At 74.8% G+C, this 15,694-nt stretch carries 8 protein-coding genes; 5 read left to right on the top strand and 3 right to left on the bottom strand.

The window, feature by feature from the left end; all coding sequences use genetic code 11:
• Positions 1-13 precede the first annotated feature (13 nt).
• Positions 14-2,893 carry a hypothetical protein gene (locus WME76_RS11885; RefSeq protein ID WP_437960254.1) on the bottom strand — a complete coding sequence of 960 codons (2,880 nt, stop codon included), beginning with the start codon at positions 2,891-2,893 and terminating at the stop codon, positions 14-16.
• Positions 2,890-4,608, bottom strand: coding sequence for a hypothetical protein (locus WME76_RS11880; protein ID WP_437960253.1), 1,719 nt, complete (start codon positions 4,606-4,608; stop codon positions 2,890-2,892). The genes WME76_RS11885 and WME76_RS11880 overlap by 4 nt, the downstream gene beginning before the upstream one ends.
• Before the next feature lie 686 nt (positions 4,609-5,294).
• Between WME76_RS11880 and WME76_RS11875 the strand changes: the two genes are divergently transcribed.
• From WME76_RS11875 to WME76_RS11855, 5 genes are all read left to right on the top strand, one after another.
• On the top strand, positions 5,295-6,593 hold the full coding sequence (locus tag WME76_RS11875; protein ID WP_437960252.1) for a PP2C family protein-serine/threonine phosphatase: 1,299 nt from the start codon (positions 5,295-5,297) through the stop codon (positions 6,591-6,593).
• A gap of 437 nt (positions 6,594-7,030) precedes the next feature.
• Positions 7,031-8,071, top strand: coding sequence for a hypothetical protein (locus WME76_RS11870; protein WP_437960251.1), 1,041 nt, complete (start codon positions 7,031-7,033; stop codon positions 8,069-8,071).
• A gap of 225 nt (positions 8,072-8,296) precedes the next feature.
• Positions 8,297-12,439 (top strand): serine/threonine-protein kinase, encoded by a 4,143-nt coding sequence (locus WME76_RS11865; RefSeq protein WP_437960250.1) that lies wholly within the window; start codon positions 8,297-8,299, stop codon positions 12,437-12,439.
• 33 nt (positions 12,440-12,472) lie between these two features.
• Positions 12,473-13,231, top strand: coding sequence for an OmpH family outer membrane protein (locus WME76_RS11860; protein WP_437960249.1), 759 nt, complete (start codon positions 12,473-12,475; stop codon positions 13,229-13,231).
• Between the two features lie 71 nt (positions 13,232-13,302).
• On the top strand, positions 13,303-14,478 hold the full coding sequence (locus WME76_RS11855; RefSeq protein ID WP_437960248.1) for a hypothetical protein: 1,176 nt from the start codon (positions 13,303-13,305) through the stop codon (positions 14,476-14,478).
• A gap of 73 nt (positions 14,479-14,551) precedes the next feature.
• Here WME76_RS11855 and WME76_RS11850 read toward each other — a convergent pair whose 3' ends face one another.
• The gene (locus tag WME76_RS11850; RefSeq protein ID WP_437960247.1) at positions 14,552-15,610 is read right to left on the bottom strand and encodes a PEGA domain-containing protein; all 1,059 of its coding nucleotides are present in this window, start codon (positions 15,608-15,610) and stop codon (positions 14,552-14,554) included.
• Between the last annotated feature and the right edge of the window lie 84 nt (positions 15,611-15,694).

Genomic DNA, 15,694 nt, shown 5'->3' with positions numbered 1-15,694 from the left:
CTCGACGAGCGGCTCACCTGAACCGGCGCGTCACGCCGACGCTGCGCGCGCTCAGCAGGATCAGGCCCTGGAGCGAGCCGTCGGTGATGGCGAGCTCCCCCGTCGCGGGGACGAGCCGGATGGCCTGCGGCTGCAGCTCCACGAGCTCCGTGCTGTCGCTGAGCCGCACGAACAGCGGCGTGAACGCGCCCTGTGTGGTGAAGCGGAACTGCATGTCCTGCTCGGGCGCGCCGCCCGTCACCGCGAAGCGGAACATCGGGTTGACGAAGGCGCCCAGGTCGCCGTCGGTGACCCGCCCGTCGTCGGGCGTGTGCGCGACGCGCCCGTTGAGCCGCGCGAGGCGCTCGTCGCACGCGTTGCGGCACCGGCCCGTCTCCGGGTCGGCGACGACGTGGTGCAGGAAGCCGGCGCCGCCGCTCTGGACGACCCACTGGCCCGCGGCGCGGACGCCGAGCTGCACCTCGCCGCCGAAGCAGCACGCCGCGAACGCGACCTCGTCGACCGCCGGATCGCGCGACTCGAGCGTGAGGTGGTCCTCGTAGGCCTCGACCACGCGGAGCCCCGGGCGCGACGTGATGACGCTGCCGTACTTCGCGTTGCAGCTCTCGAACGAGCACGCCTTCGCCTTGTCGCTGTCCCAGTACTCGGCGTCCTCGGCGGGGAGCGCGGACGTGATCTGCACGAAGTCGGCGAGCTGCGCGGCCCGGGCCGGTGCCTCGCGCGCGTCGACGCCGGCGGCGAGGAGCTGGTCCTCGACGCTGGCCTGGCTCTGCACGCCGCGGCGGCAGAAGCGCGCGTCCGCGCTCCCCACCGCGCCGTCCTCGCCGAAGCGGACGAACGTCCGGGTGAACCCGGGGAGCACGCCCTCGTAGGTCACCGTCCACGTCTCGTTGGCGAGGTGCACCCGCGGATCCTCGAGGTTCATCGACAGCGCGTGCTGCGGCTCGCCGGACCTCAGCACGAGCCCCTGCTCGTCGAGCAGGGTCTGACCGCTGTCGGCCGCCTGGATCGGCTCGCGCTCGACGCCCACCGCCAGGGTGAGCGCGGCCGCGTCCCCGGAGGGGAACGTGGCGCGCATCTTCGGGCCCTCCGCGGAGAACGGCACGACCGTGCCGGTGCGGTCGTAGAGGACCGGCAGGCCTTGCACGCCGGGCTCGAGCTGGCCGGCGCTGTCGCTCGTCACGACGTAGTTGGCCGAGCGGGGCGTGTGCGGGGTGACGACGTTGCAGGAGACCTCGCCGCTCGTCGCGAGCGGATCGCCGGTCGGCGCGCCCTCGCCGCAGCCCGCGCGCGCGCTGCCGATCGCGGGCCCGCGGCAGGCCGCGTCGAGGTCGTCCACGTCGACGATCGCGACGTCGCCGTTCGTGAGCACGAGGTAGCCGAACGAGCCCCGGAGCTTCAGCGGGCCGGCGCCGGCGTCGCGATCGGACGACGTACGGTACAGCGTCTCGATGTCGCACGAGGCGACGTTGCTGTCGCACGTCCTGAGGCGCGGATCGGGATCGCACCGGATCCCCTCCGGCGCCACGCCCGTCGCGGGCAGGCTGGCGGGGGCCTCGCGCTGCACGACGGCGAGGTCGCGGACCGGCGCCTGCAGGCGGATCCGGTCGGGCGGCTGGAACGGGTTCCACTCCGGATGGGGGCGCGAGAGCGGCGCGCGGCTGGCGGCGCCGTCGCTCACGTCGAAGACCATCACGCTGCCGTCGCCCGCGTCGACCGCGTAGAGGTAGCGACGGAAGTCGGGCGGCGACGCCGGGCTCACCGCGACGCGGCTCGTCGTGACGACGCGCTCGGGGTCGAGCGTCGACGAGGGCAGGAGCGGGGGCAGCTCGATCGGATCGCACGGCGTCGGGACATCGACGACGTGGATCACCGGGGCGTCGAGATCCGCGATGAAGAGCCGGTCGCCGGAGAGCGCGAGCCCCGCGGGCCGGGGCGCCTCGACGGCCTGCGCCGGCCTGGCCGAGGCCGCCGGCGCGACGCACTCCGGGCCGTGCGGCGCCGCGCCGGGCGTCGCGGCCGGCGGGAGCGATGCCTGAAGAGGGACCCACCGCTCCACCTCGCACGGCGCGAACCCGCCCTCGGCGTACCGCTCGTCCTCGAGGAGCGTCTGCGCGTCGATCACGGCGAAGCCGCCGAGCTCCGGCATGCTCACGATGAGCTTCTGCCGGCCGAGCCCTTCCTGGCTCAGGTCGCCGCTCGCGCTGCCGCACGCGTCGCCGGTCGTGTCGGCCTCGCCGGGGCTCGCCGCGTCGACGTCGTAGTCGCTCGAGCACGAGGTCCGCAGCTTGCCGTCGGGGCTCGGCGGGTCGGAGACGAGCAGGATCTCGCCCGGCGGCGAGCCGAGCGAGCAGGAGGGCCAGGAGGTGAGCGCCGGGACCGGGCACCCCTCGCGCGGGAGCACCCTGGCCGACGGGAGCGCGAAGATCCCCTCGCGCCCCGGCTCGGCCACGGAGACGAACGACGCGGTGCCCCCCCGCGTCGCGACGATGTCGACGGGCTGCGCGCCCACCGGGAGGAAGCTCGCGCCCGGCGTGCCGGAGTCGAGATCAAGGATCGGCGAGCGCTCGGTGGTCATGTCGATGACCGCGACCTCGCCGCGCGACGTCTGCGTCACGAGGGCGTAGAGGTGCGGCAGCTTGGCCCTGCCCCCCTCGTCCTCGTCGACCTCGAAGTCGCTGGGCGAGTCCGCGGTGCGGTACGAGCAGTCCGTGATCGGGAGCGAGCGCAGGACGCCCGGCTTCCCCGGATCGGGCTGGTCGATGGCGAGGCAGACGAAGGCGCTCCGGCCGGACTGCGCGAGGGCCTCGACGTCGACCGGCGTGGCCTCCCCGGCGCACCCGGCGAGCGCCAGGACGGTGGTGGGGGCGAGGAGCGCGGCGCGCTGCTTCATTGGGACTCCCGGGGCGGGACGGGCTTGCCCACCGTGAGGATCATCGATCCGAACGTGTTCGCCTTGCGCATGTCGAGATCGACCACGCCGAGGTACGAGTCGGTGAAATGCGCGATGTACATGAGGGAATAGGGTTCGCAGGCGTCGTCGCCCGGGGAGCAGTCGCAGCGCTCCTTCTCGGCGCCGCACGTGTAGCCCGTGTCGAACGCGAGCGCCTGGGGCCCGCGGCCGGTGCGGATGACGCCATCGATGCGGCGCGCCTCCGGGTCGTACGAGAACGCGAGGCCCGAGTCGAACGCGAGCGCGAAGACCCTCCGGTGGCGCGCGCCGTCGGCGCCGATCACGTGGCCCACCTCGACGCGGGACGGGTAGGCCGCGAGCGGCGCGGCGTCGCGGATCGCGAGCGTCTCGTACGCCGCGGCCCACCGGTCCTCGGGCCGGTCCTCGGGCGTCTCCGACTCCCGCTCGATCAGCGTCGTGGTGAGCTCTCCGATGATCAGCGAGTTCGGGTAGCGGTGCGCCACGAACACCTGGATCGGGATCGCCGCGCACCGCGCGAGGCACTCGAGGTCGGCGTCCCCGCAGCCCGACTCGCACGCCTGCCGCTCGCTCGCGTCGACCGCGATCCCGCGGGAGTCGGAGCCGCTCGCGAGGGCGCTGATCCGGGTCGCGGTCGACTGGAACAGGAGCGCCGGCGCGGAGTCTGTGGTCTCCTGGTACCGGATCAGATCGAGCTGCGGCGCCGCGACGTACGTGAGCGCGAAGGTGGGCTGGTAGTCGATCGCCTTGACCTCGTTCTCCTCGTTCTCCTCGTTCTCCTCGTTCTCCTCGCGTAACTGCTGCAGCCGCGTGACGAGGCGCGGGGGCGGCACGGCCGCGAGCTCCGTCGGACCGGAGGCGAGATCCGTGAGGATGCCGGCGAGCTGGGGCCTCGTGTTGCTCGTTCCTACGCTCTCCCACGGGTTCACGATGACGCTCGCGATGTTCTCCACCTGGTGCGAGACGACGATGCTCCTCCCGTCCGGACCGGCGGCGATGCCGAACGGCTCGAGCGGGAGCTTGCGCCGGATGCGCTCCTGGCCCGGGTCCTCGCCGATGCGGTGGTCCCTCGCGCAGCGGCCGCCCGTCGCGGTCGCGCCGCAGTCGAGCTGGAAGCAGGCGTCGCCCGCGCAGCGCTGCGCCGCGGGGGCGTCGGTCCGGTCGTCGGCGACGTCGAAGAAGGTCACCGAGGGGTCGCCGCGGACGGGCACGAACAGCCGCGCGAGCGGGTCCCCGGTCGCGGCGGGCTCGGCGAGCGGGCGGTGCACGAGGACGAGGTTGGACGCGAACGCGCCGATCACGGCCGAGCGACGGACGATCTCCTCGTCGCCGTCAAGGGTGGAGATGTCGAGCGGCCCGCACGGCCCCGGATAAAGGAGCGGCGCGGCGTTGAGGCCCAGGCCCGCCGCCTCGCACGCCGCGTTCACGCTCCCGCCGGCGCCCGCCTCCGGCGGGTTGAGCGACGCCTGGAGGCCGAGCGCCCGCCGGCGCAGCCGCTGGAGATCCAGCGCCTGGACCGTGCCGCCGTTGAACTGGAGATCGAAGTCCGAGTTCGCGACGTAGAGGACCCGCCCGCCGGGGGACGCCGCGATGCCCGACGGGAAGTAGAGCCCCTCGACCGGCGGCGGGAGCCCTTCGCTGTCCACGAAGCAGCCGGCCACCCCGAGACCGCCCACGATCGAGGCCGCGAGGCCTGCACCAAGAATGCGAGGTGTCCGGAGAAGTGCGCAGGCGAGCGTCATGCGGGCGCGGAGACTAGTCAGCACCACGAGCACTGGCAACCCGCTCCAGGAGTTCGTTTGCGGCGGACGTGCGCCGAACACGCCGGCACCGGCGCGCCCCGCGAGCCCGCCGCCAGACGGCGGCGAGCGCGCCGCGCGGATTCCGTGTACGGGTGTACCGAGGAGGCGCGCCGCCCCGAGCGCAGGGACGCCGAGCGCGAAGACGCCGTCACCCCCTCTGCTCCAGAAGGGGAGTGCCGCGCCGTGCGCCGCATGACGTCGTCGACGTCGCCGCGCGACGGGCTTCCCGGCGGGCAAGCGGAGGAGCGCGCTCTCCTGCGCGCCTGCCGCAGCGCAGCACGGGCGCAAAGCGAGCCGGCGAGCGCGCACGGCTCGGCAGAACCCCCGCTCGCGGCTCGCTGTGGCGCCCGTCCGCCATCGGTCGCGCGCCGTACGGCAGGACGCGCAGGCGCCCTCCTGCGCCGGCAGGTGCCGAGGTGCGCCCCCGCAGCGCCGCTGTGCGGGCCGAGGACCAGGAACGTTCGCCGTCGTCCGTCCCCCTGCATGTTGATCTCGGAGACGCGGCGCGCCTTTGCTACGTTGGTCGCCGGGACATGGCCGATCTCGCAGCCGCCCTTGTCATGGGAATCGCCCTTCTGGGGCTGATCTATTGGTATTTTCGTTCAAACAACGGCGATCGGGCCCGCCCGCGCACGGCGATCGCGCCGTCGCAGGGTGGCCCAGGAGCCCAGGCCCTCGACGAGGGGGAGGCAGATCTCGAAGGTTCGACGACGAGTCCGGGCGCAGACGGCACGCGCGTGCCCGCGAGCGAGAGCTCCCACGCGAAGACCACGGGAGGACAGGGCCGCGCGGAGCGGGTCTCGAGCGCCGAGTGGAAGCGCACGACCGGGTCGTCGCGCCGCGACGACGACGACGACGCGTTCGGCGATGACGACGACGACCTCACGCTGATCACGCTGGCGCCGCCGGAGGTGCTGCAGAACGCGATCAAACGCCCGAGCGCCCCGTCCTACGGCGGCGACGAGGAGGACGACGACGACGACGATCACGAGCGCGAGGAGCCCTCGGCCGTCCCCATCATCTACGACGACGAGGCCGCCGTCGACGAGCCGACCAGCTCGTCGCCGCTGCTGCTCATCAGCGCCGTCGGGCAGACAGACCCCGGGCAGAAGCGCAAGAAGAACGAGGACTGCTATCTCTGCCTGGACGAGCACTACCTGTTCGCCGTGGCGGACGGCATGGGCGGCCACGCGGGCGGCGACGTCGCCAGCCGCCTCGCCGTCGACACGATCGCGCGGGCGTTCCGGGACCCGTCGTTCGTGGACAGCGACGCGGAGCGCGCCTACCCCGATGTCCCCCGGCGCGGCAGCGAGCTCGCGGTCGCGATCCAGCGCGCGAACCAGGCCATCTACGAGCGAGCCCACGCCGAGCGCAGCCTCACCGGCATGGGCACGACCCTCGTCAGCGCCCGCTTCTCGCCCAACAAGCAGCGCCTCTACATCGGCCACGTCGGCGACAGCCGGTGTTACCGCCTGCGCGACAACGAGCTGACGCAGCTCACCACCGATCACACGATGGGCGCCGCGGGGATCACCGGGCCGATGGCGAACCACCTGAGCCGCGCGATCGGGATCTCCCCCGCGGTCAAGGTCGACCTGATCATCGCTCGCCCGCACCCCGGCGATGTCTACCTCCTCTGCTCGGACGGCCTCTCGAAGATGACGACGCACGAGGCCATCCGCGACATCCTCCTCGCCGAGCCCGATCCCGAGAAGGCGTCCCAGGCGCTCATCGAGAGGGCGAACGCGGGCGGCGGGCGCGACAACATCACCGTCATCCTCGTCCGGGTCAGCGACCCCAAGGACCTCGCCCGCCTCGCCTCGCGCGCCGGCATCGGCGCGGGGGCCGGCGCAGGCTGACCGCTCGCCGGCCCTCTCCTCTCGCTCCCCTCCCCTGAAGATCGATCTCCGCGCGGCGCGCCGCGCGGCCCCGCCGCGCGGCTCGCGTGACCGGCGGAGCGCGCCAGTGCGTCCGCGGCCGCCCCGCGATCACCTCCGGATTGTAGTCTTTTACGGACAACGCTCCTCGTTTGCCACGAAGACAGGCGTGCTCGCGTGATGGACCGCGGAGCAGCGATATACGGGCGACGGCGACAATCGTCACGAATAACGCTCATGCTCGATCGCAATCGCATTGCGATCTCATTGCGTCACGCGGCGCGCGATTACCACGCATACGGCACCCGGCGGGCTCGAGATCGCGCGAAAAGAAGCGTCATGCGACCTTGACGCGCTGTGGCTCGAGAGCTCTCAATGGCTGCCACCAACGACTCGCTCAGCGGAGCCATTGACCCGGGATGCAACGACCCTTTCTCTTCAACATCGTCTTGCTCTCTCTCCTGCTCGGCGCGCCCGCCTCCGCCGCGGAGCCGGCGCGCCGCGTCCTGCGGTTGCAGTACAGCGAGGATGCGCGAGCGGCGTCGTGCCCTGGAGAGGCCGGGCTGCGCGAGCAGATCCAGGCGCGCACGGGGTACGACCCTTTCCGGGAGGACGCGCCCGAGGATGTCGCCGTCACGATCGTCCATCGCGGCGCCGACCTCGTCGCGACCGTCAAGTACCGGGACCCGGGCGGGAACGTCTCCTCTCAGCGCGAGTTCGACGTCCCGAGCAGCGACGCCGCGTGCGGGCTGCTCACCAGCTACGTCGCGCTCTCGATCGCCTTTGCCCTGACGCCGTTCGGGCTCGACGAGCGAGCTCCCGCGGCGGCGGCCCCGGCCGAGGTCGCGCTGCCGGCGACGCCGCGGGCGAGACAGCCGGCGCCGCGCCCGGCTCCCGCGATCGCCCCCGACAGGCCGCTGCGCTCGACGCAGCTCGGCGTCGGCGCGCTCGCGCGGGTCGGGGTGACCGGCGAGGTGCTCGGCGGCTTCTCCTGCTCTTTCCGGTCTCGCCTGTCGAGGAGCGTGACCCTCGCTCTCGAGAGCCGGAACGTCTTCCCCGCGTTCGCGCCAGACGCCCGCACGGGCGGCGCGGGCGCGGATCAGGGCGCCTCGAGCCCTGCCGGAGGTCCGGCGGAGCAGGCGCTGTACACGCGGGCGATCACCTCCGGCGCCATCGCCTCGTGCTTCCATCTGCGCGATCCGCTCGTCGGCTGCGGCCTCGTGGAGGCAGGCACGCTGCTGCTCTCCGGCCAGCCCGGCGGCGACCTCGACGCGATCCTGCTGATGATGGCGCTCGGGGTCCGCGGCGGGGCCGAGGTCGCGCTGAGCGACACGTTCTCGTTCTATGCCCACGGCGAGCTCCTCGCGGCGTTCAGGCTCCAGGACGCGACCGCCATCGACGCCCTGAGGACACCTCGCCTGACGGCATCGGTCGGCGCCGGGCTGCTCGCGGGCTTCTGAGCGCACCACGAGTGGCCAGCGGCGCGAGGCTGCGGTTCACGGGTGGATTTTTCGACCCCGGCGCGGACCGCGCGTCGCCGCGCCCTCCTCGACCGCGCGGCGCGCCACGCGAGGCTCGGCCCAGGTCGCCCGGCGGCGACCTTCGCGCCGCGCGGCTGACCGCGGCGGCGCGGAACGCCTTCTCTCTGGCACGAGGCTGCGAAGTTCGCGTAGCCTGTCCCAACGGTGCTCCCGGAGTTCACCGATCCGACCGACCGCTTCATGATCGAAGCCCGCAGCCGAAGCGGCGGCATGGGCGATATTTTCAAGGGCACCGATCAGTCGACCGGCGCCCCGGTCGCGATCAAGATCCTGCGCGCGGCCGCGTCGCCCCAGGAGCGCGCCCGCTTCGCGCGCGAGATCGCGATCCTCGCCGACCTCCGGCACCCGAACATCGTCCAGTACATCGCCCACGGCACCTGGCTCGACGGGCGCCTCTTCTTCGCGATGGAGTGGCTCGACGGCGAGGACCTCGGGCAACGCCAGCGGCGCGCGCCGCTCGGGCTGCGCGACTCGGTGGAGGTCGTCCGGCGCAGCGCGGCGGCCATGGCCGCGATCCACGCCCGCGGCGTCGTCCACCGCGACCTCAAGCTCTCCAACATCTTCCTCGTCCGCGGCAAGGGCACCGCGATCAAGCTGATCGACTTCGGCGTCGTGAAGCTCGCGGTCCCGGACGACTGCCCCACCGAGCGCGGCACGATCATCGGCACCCCGCACTTCATGGCGCCCGAGCAGGCGCGCGGGGAGCCGGTGGACGCGCGGGCCGACGTCTACTCGCTGGGCTCCGTCCTGTTCCGCCTGGTCACCGGGAGGAACGTGTTCGAGACCGAGCACGCGATCGCCCTGCTCGGCCGCCTCGTGCTCGAGGATCCGCCCCGCGCGCAGCAGATCCGCTTCGACGTGCCGGAGGCGCTCGACGAGGTGATCACCCGCGCCATCGCCCGCGATCGAGAGAAGCGGTACGAGAACGGCGGAGAGCTCGCCCGCGCGCTCGCGCGGGTCGGAGAGCTCAACAACGACCCCCCCGCGACCGACAGGTCCGCCTCGGCGGTGCGGCGGGCGGCGGCGCCGGAGATCAGGGCGACCCCGGCGAGCCCGGCCGGCCCGGGCGACGAGCGGCCGCAGACGCGGCTCGCCACGAGCGAGCGGCGCGTGGTCGCCTGCGTGCTCTTCGAGCTGGGCGCCGGTCCCCTCCGCCCCGACGTGGACGCCGCGCTGCGCGAGGTCCTCGGCGACGACGCGCGGCTCGAGCCGCTCCTCAGCGGGAAGATGGTGGCGGTCCTCGGGGTGGAGCGCTCGCGCGGCGACGAGGCGATGCGCGCGGCGCGGGCGGCGCTGACCGTCGCCAGGTCGACGCCGGGGGCGCGGGTCTCGGTCGCGGTCGGGCACGCCGTCCGCGGCCGCGCGAACCTCGCCGGCGAGGCGCTCGAGCGCGCGGCGCAGCAGCTCGAGTCCGCCGTGCCCGGGGCGGTGCGGATCGACGCGTACGCGACCGCGGCGCTCGAGGGGCGGTTCGTGGTCCAGGAGGACGCGCGCGGCGGCGTGCTCCTCCACGAGGACGCGACCGGCTTCGACGCGCGCAAGCTGCTCGGGCGGCCCTCGCCGACCATCGGGCGCGAGCACGAGATCGCGAGGCTCCAGGGCATCTTCAGCGAGCTCGCCGAGGATGGCGTCCCGCGCGCCGCGCTCGTGACCGGCGCCGCCGGCATCGGCAAGAGCCGCGTCCGCGCCGAGCTGATCCAGCGCCTCGACATGGCGCCGCACGCGCCCGTCATCCTGCTCTGCCGCGGGGATCCGATGAGCCAGGGCTCGGGCCTCTCCGGGCTCGGTCGCGCCCTGCGCACGCTCATGGGCGTCCACGACGGCGAGCGCCGCGAGGATCAGGTGCAGAAGGTGAGCGCCCACGTGGCGGCGCGCCTCGCCCGCCCGCTCCGCTTCCTCGCCGCGTTCATCGGGGAGCTCACCGGCGTGCCGTTCCCCGACGAGGGCAACGAGCCGCTGCGCGCCGCCCGCGAGAGCCCGCAGCTCATGGAGTCGCGCATGCGGATGGCGATCGAGGCGTTCTTCCGATCGAAGTCCGAGGAGACGCCGCAGATCCTGGTCATCGAGGACATGCACTGGGCCGACGGCACCACCATCGAGCTCGTCGACTGGCTGCTCGGCTGTACCGATCTCCGCTTCGGCGTCTTCGGCTTCGCGCGCCCCGAGCTCTTCAGCCGGTTCCCGGCGCTTTGGGCGCAGCGCAACGTGACCCGCGTGCCGCTCGCGCCCCTGTCCCCGCAGGCCGCGGACCGGCTCGTGGCGACCGCCCTGCCCCAGGCCGACCCGGCCACGCGCGGCGCCATCGTGCAGCGCGCCGGCGGCTACGCGCTCTTCCTGGAGGAGCTCATCCGTCACGCCGCCGAGGGGCGCGACGACGTGCCGCTCAGCGTGCAGGCGCTCGTGCAGCTCCGCGTCGACCGCATGTCGAAGGGGGTGCGCGAGGCGCTGCGCGCCGCGTCCGTCTTCGGCCAGGTCTTCTGGACCGGCGGCGTCGAGGCGCTGCTCGAGCGCCCCGTGGGCGCGGAGCTCGCCGAGCTCGAGGCGGGCGAGATCATCGCGCGCCAGGTCGAGCAGCGCGTCGCGGGCCAGGCGCAGTGGGCGTTCCGCCAGGCGCTCGTGCGCGACGCGGCGTACGCGTCGATCCTCGAGGAGGACCGCGCCGCGCTCCACCGCGCCGCGGCTGCGTGGCTCGAGTCCGCGGGCGACGTCGACCCGGGGCTCATCGCGCGGCACGCCGAGGCCGGCGGCGAGAAGGCGCGGGCCGCGCTGCTCTACGCGCGGGCGACGCGGAGCGCCGCGGCGAGGGGCGCGGCGCTCGACGCGGCGCTCGATCTCGCGACGCGCGGGCTCGCGTGCGGGGCCGAGGGGACGACGCGCGCTACGCTCCTGGTCCACAAGGGGACGATCTGCGAGCTGATGGGCCGCGTCCCCGAGGGGCTCGACGCGGCGGAGGAGGCCGCGCGCCTCGCGCTGCCCGGCTCGGATCTGTGGGGCGAGGCGCAGGTGCTCGCGGTGACCTGCATGATCGAGGCAGGCCAGAGCGCCGAGGGGGACGCGCGCGCCGCGTCCGCGCTGTCGCCGCAGTTCGCGGCGGCGCTCTCGCCGTCGATCCGGGCCATGCTGCTCGCGTCGCGCGTCCGCGGCCTCGTGGACCTGAGCCGGCCCGCCGAGGCGCTCCGCGCCGCGGAGGCGGCGGTCGAGGTCGCGCGCTCGGGCGGCTCGACCGACGCTCTCCTCCACACCCAGGAGGCCCGCCTCGCCGCGCTCATCCACGTCGGCGACCTGTCCGCCGCGCTGGCCGCGGGCGCGTCGCTCATCGCCGAGGCCGACGAGGCGGGCGACGCCGTCGTCGCGACCAAGGCCCGCCTGAACATCGGCTCGACGCTCAACTACATCGGCCTGTTCGAGGACGCGCAGGCGACGCTCGAGCGCGCGCTGGTCGACGCGCGGAGCCGGAAGCTGCGGGTGCTCGAGGGCTTCGCGCTCCACAACCTCGGCATGTCGTACGCGCGGCTCGGCAACCTCGAGGAGGGCATCGCGTGCCAGCGGCAGGCGGGCCGGTTCGCCGACGAGTGCCAGGTCGCGCGCCTCAGGATCGTCGGCCGGCTGTACGAGGCGATCTTCCTCGTGTGGCGCGGCGCGCCCGGCGATTACGGGACCGCGCACTCCATCGCGCGCTGGCTGTGCGAGGAGACGGCGCGCCACGCGGCCGCGCTCCAGGCGATGGCGAGCTTCGCGCTGGCGCGCGTCCAGCTCGCGCGCCGCGAGATGAAGGAGGCGGTCGACGCGGCGCGCGAGGCCGCTCGCCACCTGGAGGGCGGGCCCATCGAGGAGTGGAACGACGCGATCCGCCTCACGCTCGTGGAGGCCCTCGTCGCGACCGGGGACGAGGCGGGCGCGAACGCCGCGCTGGACGCCGCGTTCACCGCGCTGGCCGCGCGCGTCGGGGCCCTCCGCGATCCGCGCCACCGCGAGGCGTTCCTGCGCGGGAGCGACGACGTCGGGCGGCTCGTCGCCCTCGCCCGCGAGCGCCTCGGCCGGTCGCTGCCGGCGCCCTCGGCGCTTCAAGCGTCGAGGGACGCGGAGGGGCCCTTCGAGCGCCCCGCGGCGGCGCCGCCGCGGGGCAAGGACGCGAAGGCGATCGGCGCCCCTCCGCGGCGGGAGCGCGCGGATGCGCCGGGCGGCGATCCGGCGGCTCAGCGCGGCGCGGGCTCCGCGCAAGGCAAGGACGCTCACGCCGACGGCGCGGCGACTCCGGCGCGCGAGAAGGGCGCGCCACGTTCTTGACGTTGGATGGCCGGGTAGCTAAGGCCATCCGCGATGCAAAACAACGTCTCTGAGCGGCCCTTCGCGCGCTGCTCCACGCTCTCCAGCCCCGCGCGTCCGGCCGACGCGAGCCCGCGCGCCGCGCTCTCGGCCCGGCCGACCGCGGGCCGGCGGCTCGCGGCGCGCGTCCTGCCGCTGCTCGCCGCTGCGGCGCTGGGCGGCGCGGCGCTCCTGTCGTCCGCGCCCGCGTCGGCGCAGTCGAAGATCGCCGTCGTCGACGTGCGCCGCGCCATGCTGGAGACGGAGGAGGGGCTCCGGGTCCAGGCGACGCTCAAGAAGCTGTTCGACAGCCGCCAGGTGGAGCTCGACACGAAGCAGCGCGCGCTCGCCGACGAGCGCGACAAGCTCGACAAGGAAGCGCAGGCCGGCAAGACGCCGAAGGACGCGCTCCAGCGCCGGTTCGAGACGTGGCAGCGCCAGGCCGCCGAGCTCCAGGCGACGATGGTCGACTACCAGCGCGAGATGCAGCGCAAGGAGAGCGAGCTGACCACGCCGATCCTGCAGAAGGTGCTCGGCCTGCTCCGCCGGCTCGCCGCGCAGGAGGGCTACGACCTCATCCTCGACAAGTCGGCGGCGCCCTATTACCGCGCCGATCTCGAGCTCACCGACCGCGCCATCCAGATGTACAACAGCGGTCAGACCGGCGACGCGGCGCCCGCGAAGGCCGCGCCGCCGGCCAAGGGCGCGCCGCAGGCGGCCCCGGCGAAGCCGGCGCCCAGGCCGGCCGCGCCCGCCGCGCCCGCCAAGAAGTAGCCGGATCCACGTCACGAGGGCGCGGCGCTGGAGCGCTGCGCCGCGGCGGCCCCAGGCAAGGAGGTGACTCGGTGAGCTCTTGTCTCGTCGGCCGGGGAGCGCGCCTCGCGGCCTGGATCGGGCTCTGTGCTGCCGGCGCCCTCGCGTCGCCCGCGGCGTGCCTCTATCCCGACTACACCTTCGACGAGCCCGAGCCATCGGGGGGCGGCGGCAGCAGCTCGAGCGGGCCCGGGTCGGAGGATTGCTCGAACGGCGCCGACGACGACGGGGACGGCCTGGTCGACTGCGCCGATCCGGCCTGCGGCGACTTCGTGTGCACGACGGCGGTGCCGGAGGGGTGGAGCGGCTACTTCGCGCTGTTCGACGGGGCGCCCGCGATGGACCCGGGATGTCCTGCCGCGTTCGCCGCGGGGGAGCCGTTCGTCGGCAACCGGGGTCTGTCCGCGCCGCCGGCGCGCTGCACGTGCTCGTGCGGCCCGGCGCAGGGACAGCGGTGCGGGGATCTGGGGACGATCCAGATCAGCGTCAGCGACGCGCCGTGCGGATCACCGTGGGTGTGCGCCTGGGACCTGGAGCGCATCCCCGGCTGGGCGCGCGACGAGTGCGCGGGGCCCGACGGGGTCTTCGGCGGCGGGGTGGCCTGCGAGCCGGGCGACGAGTGCCTTGCGACCCGGGAAGCGCACCCCTGCGTTGCCTCGGTCTCCGCGACCCCGCTCGAGGCGACCGGCGGGAGCTGCGCGCCAGACCCCGTGCAGGTCGAGGCGGCGGCCCCCCGATGGACGGGGCTCGGGCGCGCGTGCCCCGCAGCGCCACCGGGCCAGGGCTGCAACCTCGGCCGGGTCTGCGTGCCCAGGCCGGGCGCGCCGTTCGAGGCCGGGCTCTGCATCGCGAAGGACGGCGACGACGCGTGCCCGCCGGGCGCGTACACCGAGAAGCACGTGTTCTTCACCGGGATCGAGGACGACCGCGGCTGCGAGGACGACTGCGCGTGCGGCGAGCCGTCGAACGGGGCGTGCCGGACGACGATCGCCCTCTACGCCGACGCCGAGAAGAACACGTGCGACACGCCGCTGGTCGAGGTCCTCTCCGGCGAGTGCGCGGACGTCGAGGGAAACCCCACGGTCGTCGGCCGCAAGGTGACGTCGGCCACGCCCACCGGGGGCGCGTGCGCGCCGAGCGGCGGCACCGCGACCGGCGCGGCGCGGGGCGCCGCCCCGAGGACGTTCTGCTGCCAGAGCCAGGGCTGAACGGCCCGCGGGCGGCGGGCCTGTCACCGCGCTGCGGGCGCCGGGCCTGTCGCGGCGGCGCGGGCGCCGGGCCTCAGAACCTGCCGGCGACGCTGAGGCCCGCGAGGTCGGCGCCGGGCGCGTGCAGCACGACAGCCGCGCGGTCAGCGCCCCCGCCAGCGCTCCGGCGGTTCGCGACGGCGCCCGCGCGCGGCTCGGCGGGCGCGGCGCCGCCGCTCGTCACGAGCAGCGCGATCCCCGCGGCCACGCCGACGACGCCGAGCCCGATCGCGACCTCGGCGACGCCCGTGTAGAGCCGGCCGCGATCGGCGGTGGGCCTGGCCGAGGGAGGGCAGCGCGTGTCGCCGCCGCAGAGCGCGTCGAGGTCGCTCAGCGTGCCGGCGCGGAGCCCGAGGAAGACGCCGCCGACGGCGCCGCTCGCGACGCCGGCGCCGAGCACCACGAGGCCCGGCACCCGCGACGGCCGCGCCGCCGGCGCCGGCGCGGCCGCCGGCGGAGGCTCCGGCGCCTGAGCCGCGGGCGGCGGCTCCGCCGGGGGCTCGGCGATCGCGACCTCCACGGTCTTCGCTTCGCCCTCCGCGAGCGTGACGGTCTCTCGCGCCACCTCGCGGTCGCCGATCCTGGCCGAGACCACGTGCGGCCCGGGGTCGACGGGGATGTCGGCGCTCATCTCCGCGGCGCCGAGCGCGGCTCCATCGAGCAGGATCGTCGCCGTGAGCGCCCCCTGGCCGCGGCGGATCGCGAGCTTCGGGGTGCGCTGCTCCAGGTCCTCGATGCGCGCGCCGACGTTGGCGGTGACGTCGTTCGCCCTGGGGTCGCCCGCGGCCGCGGCCGCCGCGATGCGGTAGTTGCCGAGCGCCGAGACGAGCTTGCCGAGCCGCGCCTCGCACTCGGCGATGTTGAACAGCACCTGCGGCGTGCGCCGCACGCTCGCGACCGCGTGGAACCTCGCGAGCGCCGCGGCGCAGTTGTTCGCCGCGCTCAGCGCGACGCCCTCCTGGAAGAGCGCCCGCGCCTCCGCGAGCTCCTCCTTCGTCTGGGCCCCCGCCGGAGGCGCCGAGAGCACGGCGACGCCCAGCGCCGCAGCCACGAGGATCTGCCTGCCGCCCTTCCGAAGTCCGCCCTGGTCCATGCTCCCCCTTGGCGGGCGCAGCGCCCGGCCTAGGCCATGCTCCAGCCGCCGCGGCGCGGCAAGGCCGGCGGCCCGACGCGGAGG

It is taken from the genome of Sorangium sp. So ce119, from assembly GCF_051524405.1.
In the GTDB taxonomy this organism is placed as follows: Bacteria; Myxococcota_A; Polyangia; order Polyangiales; family Polyangiaceae; genus Sorangium; species Sorangium cellulosum_G.
Note: the sequence above shows the minus strand (reverse complement) of the source record. Positions and strands in the feature narration are given on the sequence as shown.

Excerpts from the sequence above, each read along its gene's own strand:
- WME76_RS11885 (WP_437960254.1), bottom strand. The coding sequence starts at position 2,893 with ATGAAGCAGCGCGCCGCGCTCCTCGCCCCCACCACCGTCCTGGCGCTC.
- WME76_RS11875 (WP_437960252.1), top strand. The coding sequence starts at position 5,295 with ATGGGAATCGCCCTTCTGGGGCTGATCTATTGGTATTTTCGTTCAAAC.
- WME76_RS11870 (WP_437960251.1), top strand. The coding sequence starts at position 7,031 with ATGCAACGACCCTTTCTCTTCAACATCGTCTTGCTCTCTCTCCTGCTC.
- WME76_RS11860 (WP_437960249.1), top strand. The coding sequence starts at position 12,473 with ATGCAAAACAACGTCTCTGAGCGGCCCTTCGCGCGCTGCTCCACGCTC.
- WME76_RS11850 (WP_437960247.1), bottom strand. The coding sequence starts at position 15,610 with ATGGACCAGGGCGGACTTCGGAAGGGCGGCAGGCAGATCCTCGTGGCT.